17 protein-coding genes are annotated in these 22,316 nt (G+C 67.4%); 5 read left to right on the top strand and 12 right to left on the bottom strand.

What is annotated here, in order from left to right:
• Positions 1-587 precede the first annotated feature (587 nt).
• From E1269_RS11030 to E1269_RS11050, 5 genes are all read right to left on the bottom strand, one after another.
• The gene (locus E1269_RS11030) at positions 588-2,027 is read right to left on the bottom strand and encodes an MFS transporter (protein WP_131894339.1); all 1,440 of its coding nucleotides are present in this window, start codon (positions 2,025-2,027) and stop codon (positions 588-590) included.
• A 100-nt stretch (positions 2,028-2,127) separates the two neighbouring features.
• Positions 2,128-3,351 (bottom strand): phthiocerol/phthiodiolone dimycocerosyl transferase family protein, encoded by a 1,224-nt coding sequence (locus E1269_RS11035; RefSeq protein WP_131894341.1) that lies wholly within the window; start codon positions 3,349-3,351, stop codon positions 2,128-2,130.
• A gap of 134 nt (positions 3,352-3,485) precedes the next feature.
• On the bottom strand, positions 3,486-4,703 hold the full coding sequence (locus E1269_RS11040; protein WP_203433341.1) for a CaiB/BaiF CoA transferase family protein: 1,218 nt from the start codon (positions 4,701-4,703) through the stop codon (positions 3,486-3,488).
• A 63-nt stretch (positions 4,704-4,766) separates the two neighbouring features.
• Positions 4,767-6,731: a CocE/NonD family hydrolase gene (locus tag E1269_RS11045; RefSeq protein WP_131894343.1), complete on the bottom strand. Its 1,965-nt coding sequence runs from the start codon at positions 6,729-6,731 to the stop codon at positions 4,767-4,769.
• Between the two features lie 210 nt (positions 6,732-6,941).
• Complete coding sequence (locus E1269_RS11050) at positions 6,942-7,817, bottom strand: HpcH/HpaI aldolase/citrate lyase family protein (RefSeq protein ID WP_239000858.1); 876 nt, start codon at positions 7,815-7,817, stop codon at positions 6,942-6,944.
• 194 nt (positions 7,818-8,011) lie between these two features.
• Here E1269_RS11050 and E1269_RS11055 point away from each other — a divergent pair, with 194 nt between their 5' ends.
• Complete coding sequence (locus tag E1269_RS11055; protein WP_131894345.1) at positions 8,012-8,893, top strand: HpcH/HpaI aldolase/citrate lyase family protein; 882 nt, start codon at positions 8,012-8,014, stop codon at positions 8,891-8,893.
• Between the two features lie 5 nt (positions 8,894-8,898).
• Here the strand turns inward: E1269_RS11055 and E1269_RS11060 are convergent, their stop codons facing one another.
• Both E1269_RS11060 and E1269_RS11065 read right to left on the bottom strand, forming a co-directional pair.
• Positions 8,899-9,120, bottom strand: a complete 222-nt coding sequence (locus E1269_RS11060) for a DUF5988 family protein (protein ID WP_131894347.1) — start codon at positions 9,118-9,120, stop codon at positions 8,899-8,901.
• 271 nt (positions 9,121-9,391) lie between these two features.
• Entirely contained in the window at positions 9,392-10,465 is a 1,074-nt protein-coding gene (locus E1269_RS11065; RefSeq protein WP_162606351.1) for a sugar phosphate nucleotidyltransferase, read from the bottom strand.
• A 235-nt stretch (positions 10,466-10,700) separates the two neighbouring features.
• Here E1269_RS11065 and E1269_RS11070 point away from each other — a divergent pair, with 235 nt between their 5' ends.
• A complete protein-coding gene (locus E1269_RS11070) occupies positions 10,701-12,107 on the top strand; it encodes a transcriptional regulator (protein ID WP_131894351.1) in 1,407 nt (468 codons plus the stop codon).
• Between the two features lie 20 nt (positions 12,108-12,127).
• On the opposite strand, the gene E1269_RS11075 is transcribed toward E1269_RS11070, so the two are convergent.
• Positions 12,128-12,787: a cupin domain-containing protein gene (locus E1269_RS11075; RefSeq protein ID WP_131894353.1), complete on the bottom strand. Its 660-nt coding sequence runs from the start codon at positions 12,785-12,787 to the stop codon at positions 12,128-12,130.
• 4 nt (positions 12,788-12,791) lie between these two features.
• The gene (locus E1269_RS11080; protein WP_131894355.1) at positions 12,792-13,772 is read right to left on the bottom strand and encodes an AraC family transcriptional regulator; all 981 of its coding nucleotides are present in this window, start codon (positions 13,770-13,772) and stop codon (positions 12,792-12,794) included.
• Between the two features lie 319 nt (positions 13,773-14,091).
• Between E1269_RS11080 and E1269_RS11085 the strand changes: the two genes are divergently transcribed.
• Positions 14,092-15,456 carry a tryptophanase gene (locus tag E1269_RS11085; protein WP_131894357.1) on the top strand — a complete coding sequence of 455 codons (1,365 nt, stop codon included), beginning with the start codon at positions 14,092-14,094 and terminating at the stop codon, positions 15,454-15,456.
• Here E1269_RS11085 and E1269_RS11090 read toward each other — a convergent pair.
• Positions 15,440-15,721 carry a helix-turn-helix domain-containing protein gene (locus E1269_RS11090; RefSeq protein ID WP_131894359.1) on the bottom strand — a complete coding sequence of 94 codons (282 nt, stop codon included), beginning with the start codon at positions 15,719-15,721 and terminating at the stop codon, positions 15,440-15,442. The genes E1269_RS11085 and E1269_RS11090 overlap by 17 nt on opposite strands.
• Positions 15,722-16,021: 300 nt before the next feature.
• Between E1269_RS11090 and E1269_RS11095 the strand changes: the two genes are divergently transcribed.
• Both E1269_RS11095 and tsrT read left to right on the top strand, forming a co-directional pair.
• Positions 16,022-18,730: a family 78 glycoside hydrolase catalytic domain gene (locus E1269_RS11095; protein WP_203433343.1), complete on the top strand. Its 2,709-nt coding sequence runs from the start codon at positions 16,022-16,024 to the stop codon at positions 18,728-18,730.
• Between the two features lie 156 nt (positions 18,731-18,886).
• Positions 18,887-20,542, top strand: coding sequence for a tryptophan 2-C-methyltransferase (gene tsrT / locus E1269_RS11100; RefSeq protein ID WP_131894361.1), 1,656 nt, complete (start codon positions 18,887-18,889; stop codon positions 20,540-20,542).
• A gap of 68 nt (positions 20,543-20,610) precedes the next feature.
• Here the strand turns inward: tsrT and E1269_RS11105 are convergent, their stop codons facing one another.
• Both E1269_RS11105 and E1269_RS11110 read right to left on the bottom strand, forming a co-directional pair.
• A complete protein-coding gene (locus tag E1269_RS11105) occupies positions 20,611-20,814 on the bottom strand; it encodes a cold-shock protein (protein ID WP_131894363.1) in 204 nt (67 codons plus the stop codon).
• A gap of 220 nt (positions 20,815-21,034) precedes the next feature.
• Positions 21,035-21,979, bottom strand: coding sequence for a DNA polymerase domain-containing protein (locus tag E1269_RS11110; protein WP_131894365.1), 945 nt, complete (start codon positions 21,977-21,979; stop codon positions 21,035-21,037).
• Between the last annotated feature and the right edge of the window lie 337 nt (positions 21,980-22,316).

The raw sequence follows: 22,316 nt of genomic DNA on the forward strand, positions 1-22,316 counted from the left end.
ACGAGCTGACCCGATCTGGCGTCAACCGACTCCACTCACTGCTGGCCGTGGGCGCGGGCGAGCTCATGGGGGCGCGGGGCACCTTGCCCGACGGCTGAAGCGTCGTCGCACGGGCGCTCCGAAAGGCGGTTGGAGTTCTTCAGCGGCGGCCCGGCGGCGGACGCGCGGCCCTACTTCGACCAGTCAGGCCATCACCTTGTCGCGGCCGAGGAGGTGGTGCCGCGCTCCGCGGGATCGGCATGGGTGCTCATCTGTCCGGCCGCACGACTCATCGGCCGCGACCTACTCGCCGTGCAGGGTCTGCAACCCCGCCGCGAGCGGCGACAACGTCGTCAGCCAGTGAGTCATGGCACAGTTCGGGCCCGTTCGGTCACGTGGCACTGCTGCGGCAGCGACGGCAGACACTCAACCACCCGATCGGGCGCGACAACCGAGTCACGGGCGACGACGTCGAGGCACCGACCCACTCGCTGCGGACCCGCTCACCATGGCGAAGGACGTCGTCCCGGAGCTCGACCTGTACGCCAGGCCGCAGACGAGTTCCCGGACATCGGCAGTCCCGGTCGGCGTGTGACACACCACGACCGTCAACCACGTTGAGCCTGCCGAAGGAAGATCACCGCGACCAGCGCCACCAGCGACAGCGCGGCAGCGACCAGGAACGATGCCGCAGCCGCGTCGCCGTAGGCCTCCGCGACGACCTGCCGCACGCGTGCGGATGAGTGCGACCATGCGGCGGCTGCGGCGCCGCCGTTGTCGATTCGCACGTCGGCGGCGCCCGCCCCCAGCCGCTCGTCGACGAGCCCCGCCAGACGGGACGCCGTAACCGCACCGATGACGAGGACCCCGGTCGCGCCTCCGATCGCCTGAGAGAACGCCACAGACGCCGAACCGGCGCCGACCTCTCGGTCGTCCAGTCCGTCCTGACCGGCCAGGAGGAGAGTCTGCATTGTCGCGCCGACGCCCGCGCCCAGAAGAGTCATGTATGCACCCACGAGCAGGAGGGGCGTTGTGTGGCCGATCGTGGCCATGAGACCCAGGCCCCCGGTCATGAGCGCGGTTCCAGCGACGAGGATCATTTTCCATCCTCCGGATCGCGACACACGACGACCCGACACCGTGGATGCGAGACAGAGGCCAAGCATCATCGGTGACATCAGCAAACCCGCCTGGCTCGGCGTTCTGCCATGGGCGATTTGAAAATAGGGCCCTAAGAAGACCAGCGCGCCGACCATCGCGCCGCCGGCGCCAACACTCCCAATGACCACCAGGACCATCGTGCGTCGCCTCATCAATCGCGGCGGCAGAATCGGCCGCGACACCCGGTGCTCGACGAGCACAGCCAGTCCGATCAGGAGGACACCGCCCACGACGATCATCACGCTGGTGAATGAGAGCCACCCGAAGCTCCTGTCCACCATGGACATCCAGAGCAGCAGAACAGCGACACCGCCCGGGATCAGCAGAGCTCCCAGCCAGTCGATACTGGCCTTCACCCGCGTCACAGGCAGGTCCAGCGTCCGCTGAAGCACCACGAGGGCACCGACGGCGAGAGGCGCACAGATCCAGAAGCACCACCGCCAGCCCATCGAGGAAGCATCTGCGATCAACCCACCCAGCACGGGCCCGCTGACAGTGGCGACGGCCATGACCGCACTCAAATGGCCCAGGTACCGACCACGCGCGCGGTGGGGAACCAGCGAGGCAAGCACGATCTGAACCAGGACCTGCAGCCCACCCATGCCCACGCCTTGCAGCAGGCGGAACGCGATCAGCGTCGGCGCGTCCTGCGAGAACCCGGCCAAGATCGACGCCAGCACGAAGATCGATATCGCGGCTTGCACCAACAGCTTCTTGCTCACCTGGTCAGCCAAGCCGCCCCATAGCGGCATGGCTGCCGTCGCTGTCAGCAGCGCGGCTGCGACAACCCACGAGTACTGATCCTGGCTGCCACCGAGATCGGCCACGATGGTAGGAAGTGACACGGAGACCATGGTGCCGGCGAACATCGCGACGAACGCCGCCATGAGCAGCCCGGTGAACGCCCCCCAAATCCCGTGCTTTGGCTCGGCTTGCCAGCACCGGACATCGCCGTGCCGGACATCACAACCTTGACCATTCACGAAGCTAGCCGGCCAACGCCGACACCTGAATCTCGATCGCTTTGGACATTCGTTGCCTGTCCTGAGGTGAATAGACGCTCGCCGAGTACCGACCAAGAATGCTGAGGTGACCGTCGTAGGTGTAGACGACGAAGAGCGGCCTATGGCTCATGTGATCCCGGGATTTGAACACTCTCAGCCAATCGGTGATCACCATCCCTGGCGGCTGTTCGAATCGGGGAACGCGCCCGAGGTTCGTGATGCTCAGCCCCGGCAGGTCCGCCGACCGCTGCTGATCGCGGGTCCCCTCGGCCCGCAGCTCCCACATCGGACGTACGGCGCGCTCCTGCAGCGCCGTCGTCAGCTGGGCCTTGACTTGGGAACCAATGGCGATCGGATCGCTGGCCACCGTGACGACCACGTTCGCCACGTGTGTCCCCAGCATGCCGACCGCTTCGTCGACCCCCACCGGAGGCGAGAGGTGTTTGCGCAGATCCACCAAGGACGTGCAGGACATCCATCCGTAGTGCGCCGACGATGCCGGAGGCGCCTGTCGCCGCATGGCCAGGAGCAGCGCTCCACACACAAGGCCATGGACCGACGTACCGTGCTGACGCGCCACCACCGGGAGGGCTGCCGTGATCTCCCTTCCGAACCGCACCCTCTCGTCGACCACATCGCACAGCTCGGGGCCGCTTTCCTCATCGCCTGCTCCCGTGGGCGGTCCGACGGCTGTGACGTTCCAGCCCCGTTCGGTGAAGAGCTCCAGCGGTGCAGCCGGCAGCGATCGCGTCGTCTGGATCGAGACCTCTGTTCCCTCGACGATCGCGCTGTACAAGCGCCAGAGTTCCGCGAACGTTGCCGTCCAGTTGAGCCCGTCTATAACCGCGTGGTCCGCGCGCAACGCGACGTACACGAACCGACGATCACGCACGATGCTCAGCTCGGCCACCCCGTTGCCTGGGTCCCAGGAACTGTCCGCGAGCTTCCGCAACGTCTCCATGTCACCGTCGCGGACGACGATCCCCGGCCGGTGGTCGGGATCGACCTCGAGCAGAAACCGCTCGCGATCGGACCTGATGCGCGCCTTGAGAACTGGGTACCGCACACACACCAGCTCGTAGGCGCAGGCGAGAGAGCTGACATCCACTTCGCCCTCGATCTCCGCGACTTGAATCGGCGGCGAGACATTGCGCAGAAATACTGTCTCGATGTCATCCAAGTAGCGGCATATTTCAGGCATCGCCATGCTTCCAACCCGGTTAGACGAATGTCTCGTTCATCGTCCTTCCGGGGGAAGTTCGGGGCCAGGTGGCTGCTTCAGCCGCCTCATTCACCGCTCGCCGGATGGTCCTGACCAGCCGATCGCCTGAACGACCGTCGTCAGATCACGCCCTCCTCGCTCAGGGCCATCATCCGCTCGTTGGTGAATCCAAGAATCCCCTGATAGACGGCCACATTGTCGGCACCGACCTCACGACCAAGATGCTCCACAGCCCCCGGTGTGCGCGACAGCCGCATGACGGGTGCTTGTACGGTGACCTGGCCGAGATCGGGATCCTTGATCGGCACGAACGCCTTCCGCTGAACCAGATGCTCGTCCTCGAGAAGCTCCACGACGTCGTAGACCGGCGCCGCCGCCACGCCGTGATCCGTGAAGGTCTTCATCGCGTCGTCCAGGGTCTTTGCCGAGATCCACTCGGCGACCAGTCGATCGATCTCCACCGCGTTCGCCAGCCGGCCCTGAGCGTCCGCGTACGCAGGCTGGCTCAGGAGGTCCTCCCGGTCGATCGCCAGAAAGACTCGTCGCGCGATGCTCGGCGCACTTCCCGACATCGCGATCCACTTACCATCGAGCGTGCGATAGGTGTTGCGCGGGACTGACACGTCCCAGCGGTTTCCCATCCGCTGCGCGACGAGGCCCAGTTGGTCGTAGCTAAGCACCGTATGCTCGAGCAGCCTCGCCAGGGGTTCGATCAGATTGACGTCGATGAGCTGGCCGTCCCCGCCGCCCACATCGCGGTGGTGCAGGGCCATCATCACACCCGACAGTGCGGTCAGTGCTGCAACGCTGTCCGCGAGCATGAAGGGCGGAAGCGTCGGAGGGCCGCTCGGCTCGCCGGTGAGATGGGCGAACCCACTCATAGCTTCGCCCAGCGTGCCGAAACCCGGCTGGTCGCTACGAGGCCCACCGGCACCGAACGCGGTGATGTGCAGCATCACGAGCCCGGCGTTGACGTCACGCAGTTCCTCGTAAGCAAGTCCCCACGTCCGCAGCGTGCTCGGCCGCGTATTCATGATCAATACGTCTGAGGCCGCGACGAGCTGCTTGAAGACGTCCTGACCCGCTCGGAGGCGGAGGTTTAGGCTTGCCGTCTTCTTGTTGCGGCTCATGCTTTTCCACATCAGCCCGACCCCGTTCTTCTGGGGTCCCCAGTGTCGTAGCGGATCTCCAGAGCCGGGCTGCTCGACCTTGATGACCTCGGCGCCGTACTCAGCCATCATGGTGGCCACGAACGGGCCCGCACCGAGGGTTGCCGCATCAACGACCCGGACACCGGAAAGCGCGCCCATCGTTGGCGCTCGGTCGGACCTCTTCATCGTTCTCCTCGATGTTTCGTGTCGCCATGAGCGACGTTCGCCTGTCAGACTGATCCGTTCGTTTCAGCTGCCATAGGAATGGGCAAGTGACGATTCCCATATCTTGGAGAAGACGATCAGCCCATTGATGGCAATCTCGCCCTTCGCCCACAGGCTGGCCTGGTTGCAATGGACTACGGCCTCGATTGAGACCTCCTCGCCTGTAGTCAGCACCACCCTCGCAGTGTGGCGTCCCCTCGTGATCGCAGCCTCGGGTGCACTCCGCCGCACGGCGGCTCGCGCCTCGCCGCTGATTTCGACTCGATGCCCCGGACCCACCTGACTCCGAAGGCCAGGTTCTCTGATCAACACCTCGATCCCGTCGTACACCGGATCCCTGGTGATCAGCCACGGGGGGGCGAACTCCGCGATCGCCGGGCGAGAGGTGTCCGCGTCCCACCCCGCCGACAGCTCCGCCCCTGGGGCCTCCCACAGGATCGGGACCGTAATCTCGAGGCGGGACACACTGATCGTCGCCGGAGCGGGCAAAGGCACGAGCCGGGGAAAGTCCGAGTCGCTGAGCACCACGCGAAGGCGATGCCCGGCGCGCACTCTGTAAAACGTGACTCGGAGCGGGACACGGTGGGACTCTCCCCGAGCGTTCGGGGTGACGACGCCGGCAGCAATGAATGTGGACCGCCCCTGGGGATCGACGTCCGCCAGCTTGATCACGATCCGTTGCAACGGTCGACCGATTGTGTCGTCGGCGACGCGTACCACCACCTCCCCGCGCCCGCAGATCAGTACATCGTCAGGAAGCGGTTCGCTGGTCGCACTCAGGGCCCGGACGTCATCGGAATGCTGGTCCAAGGGGGCACCGAACCCTGGGTTGATGATTCCCCAGAGACCGCTGAGACTGCCCACGGTCGGATCCGGCTCATAGACGCCGATGGCCCATGGCGACGAGTGCGCCGGCGCGTTCCCCGCACGAAGTGTCAGATCGGCACCGGTCGCAAGGGTCAGCTCGTCAGCCGTCGACATCGGCGGCCACGACTCATAGGTACGCCAGCCCGGATGGTCGCCCTGGACATAGAGCGCGACCGGTGGCTCGGACATCAGCCCATCGTCGATCCCGCGGAGCCAGTGGTCCCACCAGCGCAGGGCGATCGTGTAGAAGTCGATCGATCCGTAGATCAGTGCCGTGCCGGGAAAATAGTGGGCCCACGGACCGATCATGAGCCTCTTAGGACCTCTCACCCGTTCGTAGACGCGAACCATCGCATCCGCATAGACGTCGCGCCAACCACCGACGCAGAACGTCGGAATCGAGATCGCTCCGACGTCCACCTTGCGTTCCCGAAGCTCCGGGTCCCCGGCCGGTCTGGCCAGATCGAGAACCAGAGGACTCGAGTCCTGCATCCGCGCGCGCCATCGGCCTTGCTCATCTGGGGATGTGTAGTTGTTCAACGGTGGTAGCAATTGCTCCATGATCATCTGGCTACCCCACCTGGCCCGCTGATGGAGGTCGGTGCGGGCACCGTCGTGCTGGAAGGCATCACGCTCAGGGTCGATAGGGCACATCAGCGGCATAATGGCCTTCAACGAAGGACAACCAGCAGCCGCAGCTCGCAGCGTCGTCACTCCGGCGTAGGAGATGCCCCACATCCCGACGTCACCGGTGGACCACTCCTGCGACGAGGCCCACTCCACGACCGTGCACACGTCCTCGGTTTCGTCCGGGTGGAACTTCGGCAGCGCGGTACCATCCGACGACCCATGGCCACGCAGTTCGGCGAGCACAACCGCATAGCCGCGCTCAGGCCAACGACGTAGGAAAGGCTCGTCGTCGGGAATGAAGTCTTTTCGGTATGGAGAGACCGAAACGAGCACGGGGACGGCGTGCGGCGTCACCGGCAAATAGAGATCGGCCGACAAGGTTATCCCCGGATCAGCCGTGGGTATCCGCACATCCCGCCGGACCAGGACGTCATAAATGCCGCTGCGATCTTCTGAGGTGATCCCTGAGGCCAGAATTTGATGAGAGTCCATTCGACGTACCCCCGGCCAGCGCGAATGGTTGGCAGCTCGAGCACCAACCGACGTCGCGGGCCTGGTCCTCGGCGCACACCGGCGCCAAGAATTAACGAAGAAGGTCTTCGGCAGAAATTATATGTTGGCCACTGGGAAGCTGTCAATGTCACCGAATGAGACGTTCTGCTATGTGCCTCGCGGGTGATTTGTCGGCTCGATCTCGACCGACTAGTCGACGTTACGGGCGCTGCCTGGATAAGCCAGCATTCGTCTCGCACGGTCGATGATCGGTTTTCCAATGAGTTCGCCATCGAGAACGGCGACCGATCCGTCTTTTGATGCGGACACAATTTTCTCCGCCCGCTTGAGCTCTTCTGCGGAGGGCGCGAAAACCGCTTGAACCGCGGCGACCTGACGGGGGTGTACGCAGAGTTTCCCGGTGAAGCCGATGGCGGCGGCATGCCTGGCATCGGAGACCACGGCGTCCTCATCAGCGATCGTTGTCGTGATCCCGTCGATCGGAGGAGCGATTCCTGCCGCCGCCGAGGCGAGCACGACCTCGGAACGTGCGTGAACCAGAGCGGACTTGTCCGCATGATCGATTCCGAGCTCGCTCGCGAGGTCGATGTTGCCGAACACCGCGCGAATGACGCCGGGCACCGAGCAGACCTCGCGTGCAGCGAGGATCCCAGCGGAGACCTCGAGCAGCGGCAGGATGCACGATCCCGGCGACAGCCGCCGTAGCACGTGCGAGACCTGTGACTGGTGAGAAACCTTCGGCAAGATCACGGCGCTTCGCCAGGTACTCAAGGCGGCGACATCGTCGTCATGCCACGGCGTGTCGACCGAGTTGATCCGCACGATACCTTCGCCGCCAGAGGCCAACCAGCGCTCGACGTTCGCACGGGCCATGGACTTCAGCCCTGGACCAACAGCATCCTCGAGATCCAACATGATCCAGTCCGCACCGCTGCGTGCAGCCTTCTCGAAGCGTTCAGGGCGATGGCCGGGCACGGCAAGCAGTGCGGGTGCCTGAGCCAACGATTGCCAGTTCGGATGAGTCTCGCGGTGCGCGTCTGTCTTCATCGGATCGTCCAGGTTCACCCGTGGTACGCCGCAGCGTTCTGCTGCCAGCTTGGCCCGTCGCCACGAATACTGCTGGCCTCAATGGTGCCAGACCAGGGGGCGGTTCCAGGCACGACCGCCAGGGGTTGTTTCACTCTAAGAGATCGCCCTTTTATGCATGGTGCCATAGGCTGATCCCGAACACGACAGACCTCGTGGAGGGGTGGCGCGGCATGACGGTCGGGGGCATCGTGTTGACCAGGCTCTATGTTCCCGCGGACCGCCCTGACCGTGCACGCAAGGCCTTCGCCAGCTCTGCCGACGTGGTCATCCTCGACCTGGAGGACGCTGTCACGACGTCAGCCAAGCACGGTGCCAGGCGGTCGATACCAGACCTGCTCGCCGCCTCCGAGGGGCGGCCTCTGGAAGTTCGTGTGAATGCATTGAGCACCGTCTGGGGTGTACCGGACCTCGAGGCGATCGCACCTCTTCCGGCAGAGGTTGGCGTTCAACTGCCCATGGTGTCCTCCCCCACCGAGGTCGAATCGGCCCAGCGAATCGTCGGTGATCGCCCGGTGCATGTCCTGGTCGAGACTGCCGCTGGAATAGAGGCGCTCGGTGAGATCGCTGCCGTACCCGGGGTAGCGTCGATCGGCCTCGGCGAGGTCGACTTGAGCGCCGATCTTGGTGTCACAAGCGACGACGGCCTCGCGTGGTGCCGGCAGCGAGTCATCGTGGCCGCTCGCGCTGCGGGCTTGCCTCCACCCAACGCGGCTGTCTACCCGAACATCGATGACGTCGAAGGGCTGGCGGAGTCCACGTCACGCGCGCGAGACTGGGGGTTCGTCGGCCGCGCGGCGATACATCCTCGGCAGCTACCAGTCATCGAGATGGCCTTCGCACCGATGTCCGGCGAGATCCAGCGTGCGCGTCAAGTCCTGGACACGGTGGCCGCTGCGAGCGCCCGCGGGCACGGTACGTCGACACTGCCAGATGGCAGCTTTCTTGACATCGCGATGATCCGGCAGGCGCGTCGGGTCCTGGCCTTGCACGAGCGTGCGCAAAGACCAGGCTCAGCCGGCGTCGCCGACAGCTCGAGACCCCCCCGTTTGTGACCCGGCTACTCGGCGATCCAGGTGCGGTCGGTCCAGACGAAGACAGGGACGGACTCACCGTTGCGCTCAATGAAGTGGTGAAGGTCGAAGTGCTCGTAGCCCGCCCCGAATAGAATTTTCAGCCGGCCCTCGACGACGGCGGATCGATCGACTGCGATGCGCGGGCCTATGCCCGTACAGCCGACGAGTTCGACCTCCACGTCATGTGCTTCGCCCCGTCCGGTCATGATCGGTTCCTCCTCTGACCTCGGCTCATAACGCGTTCACCACGTTCGAGGTGTCGTCGAATGGTGTCTGCTTCGCGGTACGTGAGTCTCAACCTTTCCGGTGAACAACCTGGGATGGCCAGGGGGCTAATTCTCAAGGCCACTTGTTAGGTGGCGGCTGTTGCGGTTAAGGATGTTGATCCTCGGCTCTGTCGGGTCGGCATGTGGGGCACACCTCCGATAGGAGATGTCGTCGACCAAGACTCCTCACCACACGGGCGTGGGTCGAGGCTTAACGCGTGCGCTCACCAATCCCCCTCGCCTGGGCGAGCTCGTGAGGGCGGCCGATGTCTTGCCACTGGTCGCGTATGGGCCACAGACCCACCGCCTCGCCGCGGGACAGGCAGTGCTCGAACAAGTTGGTGATTGGGTACATCTCACCTCGCGGCACCCGCCCCAGCAGCATCGGCGACACCACGTAGATGCCGGCGTTCACGGGCCAGGAGGGCCGCGGCTTTTCGACGATCCGCATTAGCCGCCCGGACCGGGACTCCAGGACACCGAACGGCACCTGGTGCTCATAGGTGCTCGTCGCGATCGTCGCCACGGCTCCGCTCTCTGCGTGGGCGGCCAGGAGCTCAGTAACGGGGAACGCGGTGACGAGGTCGCCGTTCATGACGAGTACCGGGGCTGCCGGGGTCTCCCCGAGGTCGCCCAGGAGGCCCAGTGCTCCGCCCGTCCCGAGAGGACGATCGGGGGTCTCTCGCAGGTACTCGATGTCGCAGCCATACTTAGATCCGTCACCGAAGTACTGCTCAACGAGACTTCCCAAATAGTTCACCGACAAGAAGAGCCGCCGGATCCCGGAACCGACCAGATGCAGCACGATCCGCTCCAGAATGGGCCGACCCGCCACGGGCAACATGGGCTTCGGAATATCGTCGGTCAGCGGTGCGAGACGGGTTCCGCGGCCACCTGCCATGACCACGGCCCAATTCTCCAACGGAAACGAACCGACTATTTCGGAATCGCGGTGCACACCGACAATGCGACCTTCGCCGTCGACGATCGGCACCTCACCGACTCTCAACGCGCGCATCACGTCCAGGACCTCCGCGCGGCCATCGCGCGGTGTCGACGTGGCGGTCGGCGGGTCCACGAAGGCGGCCACCGCGTCGTCCAGCTCGGCGCCTCCTACCAGGGCTTTTCTGATCTCCCGCTCCCCTACGACGCCCGCCAGCCGGCCTGATTCGTCCACGACGAAGACCGTCGCCACGCCGTGCTTGTCGATGATCGTCAGGCACTCCCGGACGGACGATCCGAGAGTGGCGAGCATGTCGTCGAGGTGTATGTTCCGTTCGCCCATCCCACACTCCATACGCGGCGGCACGCATATCACTCTGATGACGCATGGAGTCTTCAGCCAGGGGGCGAGTTTCCATCGACCGGTGCCCTTGCGCCCAGTAGGCGCCAGATTCGTGAAGTGGACAAGTCTTGTCGCAAAATGCACCGACCACGTGGCTGATTCCGCCGTACCGTCTCCGGTGGCAACCCGTCGCGTATCCCCGGAGCGACGGCACCGAAACGAGGTGTGGCGAAGAATGAATCCCGAAGTTCAGGAAAACGTCGACCTACCGATCGGCCAGCTCATCAGGTCAGCCCGGCAACGGCTGCACCTGAGCCAGTACGCCCTCGCCGATCAGCTCGCGACCATCTCCGGCAAGCCGACCATGGGCCGCGACAGGGTCGCCCGGTGGGAACGCGGCCGGCAGATCCCTCGTCGGGAGTGGCGGCAGTGGCTGTCAGTCGTCCTGCACGTGCCGCCGGAGCGTCTGGACGCCGGTGCCGTCGCCGCCCGCCGGCAGAACCGTCTCGGCCAAGCCGTCGTCACCACGCCGAGCCCGCGACGAGTGACCACCCGGCGCCAACAGGGCACCCCCGCTCTGCTCCCGGTCTTCCGCTCCAGAGTCCAGGCCGGCATCCTGGCCGCCACCCTGCTCAACCCGCACCGGGCGTTCAGCCTCACCGAGCTGGCCGACCACGCCGGCGGCTCACTGGCGTCGGTGTCCAAGGAGGCCAAGCTGCTGGAGGACGCCGGCATCCTGGTCACCCGCCACGACGGCGCCATCCGGCTGATGCGGGCCGCGACCGACAAGCCAACGCTTGGGCCGCTCACCGAGCTCATCCGCGTCACCTACGGCGTGCCACAGATCATCGGTGAGGAGTTCAGCCGGGTCGCCGCCATCGGCCGCATCGCCCTGGTCGGCACCTGGGCCGAGCGTTTCGCGGGCATCATCGGGCCCGAGCCCGAGGCCATCCAGGTGCGGCTCACGCCGCGGCCGAACGCCACACCCGATCAGGATGCGCTACACGCCGCTGCCACCAGGGCTCAGCGCCGCCTCCACCGCCCGGTGCACTTCACCATCGCGGCGATCGCCGACCACACCGCGTCACAGCATCACCGAACGGCGAGTGGCGCGGTCCCCCGGCAGCGTAGCGGCCTGCCGATCGTGCGCATCGCACCCCTGGACGAACCGACAGCGCCCATCGGGGACGCCTGGCGGCCCGGCGTCGACGTCGTCTCGCGGATGATCGGCAGCGGGCAGCTCGAGCTCTTCAGCGGACCGGAGGCCGACGGCCGGCCCTACTTCGACGCGGCGATGAACCATCTCGCCGCGGCCGAGGAGGTGGCTCCGGACTCCGCCGGATCGGCTTTCGTCCTGGTCTGCCAGGCCGCGAACATGGTCGCCTCTGGGCTGCTGGCAGCACAGGGCCTGCGTCCAGCGGCCGGTAGCAACGCCGACGCCGCCAGCCAGTGTGTCATCGCCCAGTTCGGACCCCAGTTCGGCCATGTCGAGTTGCTGCGTCAGCGTCAGCTCACGCTGAACTTCCCCAACGGACGCGACAACCGAGTCACCGCCGAGGACGTCGCCGCGGCTATACCCGCCCTCGAAGCGCTGCTGAAGACGGCGAGAGACCTTTCGCTGGACCTCGACCTCTTCGCCTGAACCTGAGCATCAGCCTGAGTTCACGGGCGAGGCCAGCCGAGCTCTCGCTCCAGGACCTCCGAGTAGGTGTTCGGCTGGGAGCGCAACAGCGCGGAGAGCAGCATGTCCTCGAGCTGCCGTGCCCGGGCCGGTTCGTTGACCACGCTCTCTTCGTAGTTCAGCTGACGCGCCAACGGCCGCAGGAGCTCCCTGTTCAGGGTGCCGCCGGGGCCGCTGCGTCCATCCAGCACCAGGTCGAACCGCAGCGGCTCGGTCACCGGCCGCTCCAGCAGCGCACCGAGGTGCCCGATCAGGTGCGGGGCACGGATCTGGTAGGCCACCACACCGCAGTCCGCCGACCACCATGTCGTCAGATGCCGGTCCGGTGACAACACGACGACGTCTCCCGCGCCAGCCGTAACCTCTTCGTCGTCCTGCCGGACGTGGTAGGTCCCCTTGACCACGAGCTGCATCAGGTAGAACGCGATCTCGCCGGGCTCAGTGCGGACGGCAGCCCCGAACTCCAGGTAGCTGGCGGAGATCCGGTCGATGAGGCGACCGTTGATCCTCGCACGCAGCGTCGCGGTCGGGTCCACGAGCTCGATCGGGTGTTCGCCCATGGCCTGCCAGATCTTCGCCCGCACGTCGTCGAGGTTCCCCGAGTTGAGCACGGGGAACTGGTCGAGCGGCAGCGAGATCATCAGGTCACCTGTCCAAGGTCCGCGACGGCAGCTCACCGTAGCGCTTGCGATAGACCGCGGCGAAACGGCCCGGGTGGCCCAGGCCCCACTTTGCGACGACCCGGCTGACGGTGGTGGTGTCGCGCTGCGCGGCACGGAGCTCGTCATGAGCACGCTGCATGCGGATGCTGGTGAGGTACTCACGCGGTGTGGTGCCGAGGTGCTGGCGGAAGCCGAGCTGCACGGCGCGCACGCTCACCCCGGCCGCACCGGCGAGACTCCTGACGGTGTGCTCCCATTCAGGATGATTCTCGATCAACTCCCGGACAAGGGTTACCGCGCGGTTCGGCACCGACGACTGCTCCGACTCGTCCAGCAGGTGCGAGTAGTTGTGCGGCTGCGCCAGCAGCAGCGTCGTCATCAGCCAGTCCTCGAACTCGGCCGCCGCCAGCCGGTTGTTGATCATACTGCCGTCGGTCCGGTCCAGCTCCTCGACGAGCGTGCGAAAGTAGCCGACCCAGCTGCGGCCGAAACCCGTGCTGATGTCCATACCGGCCTCGAACCGCACGGGCTCGGGCAGCGGGGCGCCGATCAGATCGCGCAGGTGCGCCTCCACGGCCGGGCGCTCCAGCCGGAGGATGAGCTTGGCGCAGTCCTCCGACCACCGCATGCTCAGTGGCACCGTGGGCGAGATCACCGTGGCGACCTCCGGCGTCGAAACAACCATCTCACCTCCGTAGTTGATCATGCTGTGGCCTGCCAGCGGAACCTGCACGACGAAGAACGAGCCCAGCTCACCGGGCTCGATCAGTACAGCACCACCGTAGGTCACGTAGTTCGCCGCCACGCGGCCCAGGCGTTTGGTGTGCATGCGCGCATCGAACCGTGTCGACCCGCCGACGAGGTCCAGCCGATGCGGGACGAACACCTGCCCGACCAGCTCCCGCGCGTGGTCGAGGTCCTTGGTGTGAAACAGCTCATAACGCTGCAATGGCGGCGTCGTCATGACGTTCCCCCTGCGGATACTCCCGACCTCGAGCGCGCGGACCACGACACACCTCGGCCGGCGGGGGAGCTCCACGGTGTCCCCCAAATGGCCCAGGTCGGGCAAGGTGGCCCAAACGATAACGCTTTCCCACGGCTGCGTCACGCCTGATCGATGTCACAGATCGAGGCCGTATGTCACAAGATCGTTCAGGCGTCGAAATTGGCCCCTACCTGCGACGAGGCCGTTCCCACAGACTTGATGACATCGAGTCGCAACCACTGGGAACCACCCAAGAACGTCGCCCGGATGGAAAGGGGCCACTCCGGTGCCCGTGTACATGGAACCGTTTCGGATCAAGGCCGTCGAGCCGATCCCGTTCCCGACGCCGGACCAGCGGCGCACGGCGCTGGCCAACGCCGGGTACAACCTGTTCCGGGTACCCGCCCGCGCCATCACCATCGACCTGCTGACCGACTCGGGCACGAACGCGATGTCGGCCGCGCAGTGGTCGGCGCTGCTGTCCGGCGACGAGTCGTACGCCGGCGCCACGTCGTTCGAGCGGTTCGAGGCGGTCGTGCGCCACCTCACCGGGTACGACGAGGTCATCCCCGTCCACCAGGGCCGCGCGGCGGAGCGCATCCTGCTCGGCTCGCTACTGCGACCCGGCGACATATCCGTCTCCAACACACACTTCGACACCACCCGGGCAAGCGTGGCGGCGACCGGTGCGACGGCGATCGACCTCCCGGTCGACACATCGACCTCGACGTCGTTCGGCGGCGACATCGATCTCGACGCCCTGCATGCCCTGCTGGACGGTCAGGACGGCGCCCACGTCCGCTGCGTCGTCCTGACCGTCACCAACAACGCCGGCGGCGGCCAGCCGGTCTCGATGGCCAACGTCGCCGGCGCGCGGGCACTCTGCAACGCCTTCGACGTGCCCCTGCTGCTGGACGCGTCCCGCTTCGCCGAGAACGCCTACCTGATCACCGAGCGCGACCCCGACCACGCCCACTACAGCCCGCGTGAGGTCGCCCACCTGACGTTCTCACTGGCCGACGGGTGCTGGGCGAGCCTCAAGAAGGACGGGGTCGGCAACATCGGCGGGATGATCGCACTGCGCGACGCCGAGCTCGCCCGCCGCTGCCGCGACCAGCTGATCGCGGTCGAGGGGTTCCCGACCTACGGCGGGCTGGCCGGCCGCGACCTCGACGCGCTGGCCCAGGGCCTGCAGGAGGTCACCGACCCGGCGTACCTGCGCTACCGCGCCCAGAGCACGCGCTGGTTCGGCGAGCAGCTCCTCGACGCCGGGCTTCCGGTGCTGTTGCCGACCGGCTGTCACGCCGTCTACGTCGACGCGGCCGCCTTGCTCCCCCACGTCCCGACGCACCAGCTGCCGGCCACCGCGCTGGCCAACGAGCTGTACCTGGCCGGCGCGGTGCGGGTGTCGGAGCTCGGGACGCTGGTGTTCGGCCGGCGCGATCCCGGCGGCGGACCCGACCTGCCCGCGCCCCGGGAGCTGGTGCGGCTGGCGCTGCCGCGGCGCGTGTACACGAAGAGCCACCTCGAGTACGTCGTCGAGGTGGCGGCAGGGGTGGTCGCGAAAGCCGCGGAGATCCCCGGCTACCGGATCGTGGAACAGGCCGACACGCTGCGGCACTTCAGCGCGGTGCTCGCGCCGGCGCTCACACCGGTTGCGTGACCCGCCGGTCGGCGCCTGACCGCGCGTCACGAGTGACCTTCGCGGCCGCGGCCAGCTCGCCGGCCGGGACCTGGAGGACCCGGCTGAGCCACTGGCGCCAGTAGGGTCCGGGAATCCGCTTCCCCCGTTCCCACCGCGCCACTTCGTCGCGGGTCAGCGAGCCGTTCCCGGACACGCGCACCAGCTCGTCGGCGAAGCCGTACTGGCTGTAGCCGAGGACGGCGCGGGCCCGCCGGATGACCTCCCCCACAGGCTCCTGGTCCACCGCATCACTCCGTCGTCCACTGGCTGAGCCCCCCGTCCCTCAGCGTCGTGACAACGCTTTCGCCGCGCCAGGACGGCCTGCGAACGATCTTGTCCACTTTGCGAAATGGCCCACGCTCGCCGTGATCGGCCTGCGGGCATCGCCTCGTGCGTGTGTCCGGCGGTTGCCTCGTCTTCGCCAACACGGCACAATCAATTCGAAACTGATGTTGCACTAAACAAAACTCCGCCGACTCGTCGGTCGGTCAGTCATGCCGTCGCTACCCGGATCGTGATTCAGCCCAGAGCGCGAGGAGCCGCCGTGAACCAACCGATCCGCCTGCGAGTGGAGCATGTCGACGAGGCGTTGGGCATCCATGTCCGGCGGCCGCGAATGTCGTGGCGACTGCCCGAGGGAACACGTGAACAGGTGGCGTACCAGCTCCGGGCCGGTAGGTGGGATTCCGGCAGAGTGGAGTCGGACCAGTCGATCCTGGTGCCGTACGACGGGCCGGACCTGGCGTCCGGCGAGCGGGTCGAATGGACGGTCCGGGTGTGGACCGATGCGGGCGAGAGCGACTGGGCGGAGCCGTCCTGGTGGGAGATGGGGCTGCTCGACCCGGCCGACTGGGTGGCCCGGTGGGTGGAGCCGGCCGAGCCCGACCGCGTGCGCGCTCAAGTGGTGCACCCGGCCCACCTGTTTCGCGGCAAGTTCACCCTGGACGACGCGGTGGAGCGCGCCCGGCTGTACGTGACGGCGCACGGAATCTACGAGTTCTTCGTCAACGGAGACCGCGTCGGCGATCTGGAGCTGACGCCCGGATTCACCAGCTACCGGTCGCGCCTACAGGTGCAGACGTTCGACGTCGCGCCGCTGCTGCGGGCGGGCGAGAACGTGCTCGGCGCAGTGTTGTCCGACGGCTGGTTCCGCGGCCAGACCAGTGGGTTTCGACACATCCGCTCCTATGGGGACACGCTCGCGCTACTTGCCCAGCTCGACGTCCTTCGTCCGGACGGCACGCTGCGTCGGGTCGGCACCGGACCGGACTGGCTGTCCACCACCGGATCGATCGTGGCGGCTGACCTGGTCGAGGGCCAGGTCGTCGATCTGCGCCGCGATCCCGCGGGATGGCACTCGGCCGATGCCGTGCTCGAAGGTTGGTCCCCCGTCACCGTCGTCGATCACGACCTCACCCGGTTGTGCTGGTCGCCGTCGCCGCCCGTGCGCCGCGTCCAGGAGCTGCGTCCGGTCGCTGTCACCCGCCCGGCGCCGGACCGGCAGGTCATCGATCTCGGCCAGAACCTCAACGGCTGGGTCCGGGTGACCAGCCTCGGCCCGGCCGGCACCACACTCAGCCTCACCCACGGCGAAGCCCTCGATGCCAGCGGCGACGTCACGCTGGACACCCTTTCCCCGGACGCCGACGACGTGCCCGGCATCGACGCATGGCCGTGGGACATGTCCATGATCAAGCGGTCCCTCCAGGTCGACCGGGTGACCGCGGCGGGGACAGACGGTGAGGTGTTCGAGCCCCGCCACACCACGCACGGGTTCCAGTACGTGCGCGTCGAGGGCCATCCCGACGACCTGACGGCCGACGACGTGACCGGTGTGGTGGTGCACACGGACCTGCGGCGCACGGGATCGTTCGAGTGCAGCGACGTACGGATCAACAGACTGCACGAGGCGGCGGTGTGGAGCTTCCGCGGCAACGCCTGCGACATCCCCACCGACTGCCCGACCCGGGAACGCGCCGGCTGGACCGGTGACTGGCAGATCTTCGTGCCCACCGCGGCGTTCCTCTACGACGTCGCCGGCTTCTCCACCAAGTGGCTGCGCGACCTCGCCGCCGACCAGCGCCCCGACGGCACCGTCGAACACCTCGCCCCAAACTCGGTGCCGACCGACCTGACCGACAACCCCGTCCCACCGGGAGCAGCCGGGTGGGCCGACGCGGCGGTCATCGTGCCCTGGGAGATCTACCGCGCCTACGGCGACGTCCGGCTGCTAAAGGAGCAGTGGCCGTCCATGACCGCCTGGGTCGAGTACGCCGCCACGGCCGCCAAGGACCGCCGTCACCCCGACCGGGCAGCGACCCGGCCCACCCCCGGACCACACGAGAGATACCTGTGGGACACCGGCTTCCACTTCGGCGAGTGGCTGGAGCCGGGCGAGCACGAGATGGACATGGCCAAGCGTGCCGCCGCTGATCACGGCGACCTCGCGACCGCCTATCTCCATCACTCCGCCGACCTCCTCGGGCAGATCGCCGCCGTCCTGGGCGACGTCCCCGGCGTGTGCCGCTACGCCGACCTCGCCGGCTTCACCCGCTGGGCCTGGCAGGAGGAGTTCCTCCGCCCGGACGGAACCCTGGCGACCGACACGCAGGCCGCCCACGTCCGTGCACTCGCCTTCGGCCTGGTGCCCGACGACCTACGCGCCCAGGTCGCGGGCCGGCTGGTCGAGCTGATCCGCGACGCCGGCACGCATCTCGGCACTGGCTTCCTCGCCACGCCGTACCTGCTGCCGGTCCTCGCCGATACCGGTCACCTCGACGTCGCCTACGAGCTGCTGTTCCAGGACACTGAGCCCTCCTGGCTGACCATGATCGACCGTGGCGCCACGACCATCTGGGAGGCCTGGAACGGCATCGACGAGCACGGCACATCCACTCTCTCCCTCAACCACTACAGCAAGGGCGCGGTCGTCTCGTTCCTGCACCGCTACGTCGCGGGCATCCAACTCCTCAACGACCACCCCGCCTACCGGCGGTTCCGCATCGCGCCGCGGCCCGGCGGCGGCCTCACCACCGCTCGCGCCACCCACGACTCCCCATATGGGCGCATCGAGTCCGCCTGGCACCTCGACGGCGACCGGTTCACCCTCGATGTCACGGTCCCACCGGGCACCACGGCCGAGGTCCACCTGCCCGACGGCCGACGCCACGACGCGGCTCCCGGCACCGCCACCTTCCGCGGCCTGGCCACGCCGGCGCTCGCAGCCGCCACTGCCGGCGAGGAGGGCCGGTAACCAGAGAGCTCCGCCGGACCGCATCGTGGACGCGGGGGCCGATTACACCACGGCGTGACATCCGCCCTGCGACCGCGACCCTCCCAGCTCGCGTGATGACGGCACCAGCGATCTTGGCCCCTGCACAGGAGCTGCTCCGGCTGCGAGTCTGGAAACGTGAGCAAGATCGTCACCCTGGTCAACCCAAATCTGGTCCATCCGCCGATCACGCCGTACGCACTGGACGTCCTGACGACGTCGCTGGAGGCCGCCGGCTTCGACGTGGAGGTGGTCGACCTCACGCTGGACCGCGAACGCTGGCGCTCCGTCCTCGTCGACTACCTCGAGCGGCGCGACCCGCTGCTCGTCGGCGTCACGATCCGCAACACCGACACGATCTACCCGCAGGAGCAGCGGGTCTTCCTGGACTCGCACCGCGACATCATCCGGGAGATCCGGCGCCGCACGACGGCACCCGTCGTGGCCGGCGGGGTCGGCTTCTCGTCGATGCCGTTCGCGCTGGTCGACTATTTCGGCATCGACTTCGGGGTCAAGGGACCCGGCGAGGTCACCGTCGTCGAGCTGGCCTTGGCCCTCGAGCAGGGCAAGCCGGTCGACGACGTCCCCGGCCTGATCGTCAACGACCGCGCCGGGCGGGTGCGCCAGGTGCCGCACGTCAGCCGGCAGGTCTCGGTCGGCCGGGCGGCTCTGGTGAACCGGACGACGGCGTACGTGCGGCGCTCCGGGACGCCGGGCAAGGTGGACAACCTCGCCTACTACCGCAGGGGCGGGCTGGGCAACATCCTCACCAAGAACGGCTGCACGTTCGCCTGCGCGCACTGCGTCGAGCCGGACGCGAAAGGCACGCAGTTCGCCCGCCGCGCCGAGACCGCCGTCGTCGACGAGATCGAGCTGCTGACCGGGCAGGGCGTGCACCACCTGCACACGACCGACAGCGAGTTCAATCTCAACATCGCGCACAGCAAGGCGGTGCTGCGCGAGATCGTCCGCCGCAAGCGGTCCGACCTGTCCTCGCCGCTGCACCGGTTGCACCTGTGGATCTACGTCCAGCCCGCGCCGTTCGACGAGGAGTACGCCGAGCTGCTGGCCGAGGCGGGCTGCGCCGGCATCAACGTCGCGCCCGATCACGTCCGCGACGAGGTGCTCGACGGCTGGAAGATCACCGCCAAGGGCACCCGGTTCTACACCTACGACGACGTCGGCCGGCTGTGCGAGCTGGCCCGTCGCCACGGGATGCTCACCATGGTCGAGGCGCTGCTGGGAATGCCCGGCGAGACGGCGGAGACGATGCGCGCCTGCGTCGAAGGGCTGCTCGAGCTGGACGCCACCGTCGTCGGCTACACGCTGGGCATCCGCGCCTTCCCGTACTCCCCGCTCGGGCGTGACCTGGCCGCCCGCAGCGGCGGCGAGCGCACGGTGCCGGGGGTGCAGTCCAACACCGCGACGTCGCCGATCCTGCTCAAGCCGCTGGCCGTGTGCGACAGCCGGGTCGAGTACGAGCGGCAGTTCATGTTCGACGAGCACGGCGAGCTGCGCCCGGTCTACTTCTTCTCCCCCGACCTGCCCGAGGGCCGCACGCCGATGGGTCCCGGCGACCGCTGGCTGACGAGCCTGGAGCTGCTCTGGGACTGGGTGCCGCTCGAGGACCGGCACCGCGTCATGCTGCCGACGGCGCCCGGCCTCACGCCCGAGGACAACAACTATGCCGACAACCCGTTCCTGCTGCGGCTGACCGAGCTGGGCTACAAGGGCGCGTACTGGTCCCACTGGCCGCTGCGCGAGCAGATCATGAGTGGTCAGTCGGTGTCCTGAGGCGTCGGGCTCATTGACGACGAAAACGGCCGCACCGGTGACGGTGCGGCCGCTTCGACTGACGACGATCAGAGGGGGCGGACGTTCTCCGCCTGCGGGCCCTTCTGGCCCTGCGTGACGTCGAACTCCACGCGCTGGTTCTCGTCCAGCGAGCGGTAGCCCTCGGCCGCGATGGCCGAGTAGTGCACGAACACGTCCGCGCCGCCGCCGTCCTGTGCGATGAAGCCGAAGCCCTTCTCGCCGTTGAACCACTTCACAGTTCCCTGTGCCATGTCTTGCTCCTTCTGTGGGGATGGAGAGGTCGGATCGGTCTATCACCGATCCGGATTGCCCGGTGCTCGTCATCCCACAGCCGGACACCGATGTTCTTTTGGCCACGTAGCGAGAACGCCCGCCGGAAGTTGATCCGCGGGCGTTCAGAGTACGTGCCAGAAATCACCATGCAACCGCAGAAGAGCCTACCACGGCGACGCCCGTCGGACGCAGCGCCCGTCAGCCACGGCGCTCGCGGGCTCGGCGTTTGCCCTCGTGCATCGCCTGGACGCGCGCGACGGGGATCGTGTGGCCCTCGGCGACCAGGTCGGCCGGCAGAGTCTGCGGCTCGGGCATCCGCGCCGCCCACGGGTCGCTGTCGCCGAGCAGGGCCGGCACGGTGCGGATGGTGAAGTCGGCGGGTGTGACGGAGTCCAGGTCGTCCCACGCGACCGGGAACGACACGGTGACGCCGGGCCGCGCCCGCGGACTGTAGGCGGCCACCACCGTCGCGCCGCCGGAGCGGGTGGAGTCGAGGAACACCTTCCCGCCGCGGTCCTGCTTGATGTACGCCGTCGTGGCCAGGCCCGGGTCCAGCCGCTCGGCGCGCGCGGCCAGCGCCCGGGTGGCGGCGGCGACGTCCTCGTGCGACTGCGGCGCGAGCGGGACGAACACGTGCACGCCCTTGGCGCCGCTGGTCTTGACGATCCCGGCCAGCCCGTCGTTCTCCAGCGCCCGTCGCACCAGGTGGGCGGCAGCGACGACATCGGCGAACGGTCCGCCCTCCGGCGGGTCGAGGTCGAGGATCAGGTGCGTGACCCAGTCCCAGTGCTCCGCGGTGACCAGGGTCGGGTGGTACTCGACGGCGCGCTGGTTGGCGAACCACAGCAGGGTGCGGCGGTCGTCGCACAGCGCGTAGGCGACCTCCCGCTTCGAGGTCTGTGCCCACACCGACACCGTCCGGATCCACGACGGCGCGTATTTCGGCACGTTCTTCTGCATGAACGGCTGCTGCCCCGGACGCACCCGCAGGACGGTCAGCGGCCGGCCGGCCAGCTCGGGCAGGATGCGCCCGCTCACCGCGTCGAGGTAGTCGACGAGGTCGCGCTTGGTGGCGTCGGCGCCGTCGAACAGCGGCTGGTCCAGGTTGGTCAGGTCGACCCCGTCGCGCTCCTCGGCACCCATGGCCACTCTCCTCGTCCGCTGCCGTGTTCGCAGGGTAGACCCACCGGGTTCGGGGAACTCATCGCCGTTGTCTTGACGATGACGCTGCCCACTCGGGCATCCGCCCCTACTTCCCACGTCGTCTGGCCGCCGCCGGCCTTTATGGCCCCTTCTCCTGCGTCAGAACAGCCCCGGGATGATCACGTTCAGCACGAAGTCTCGTGTCACACCATGCTCGCAATCATGGTGAGGCTCGGGGGATCCTGCTGAACGTGATCATTCGAGGCACTCCGACCCGATCCGCCGAGCGACTGGAACGGGCCCGACGACGGCGACGCCTCACCTGGGTGTCTCCACG

It is taken from the genome of Jiangella asiatica (assembly GCF_004349065.1).
In the GTDB taxonomy this organism is placed as follows: Bacteria; Actinomycetota; Actinomycetes; order Jiangellales; family Jiangellaceae; genus Jiangella; species Jiangella asiatica.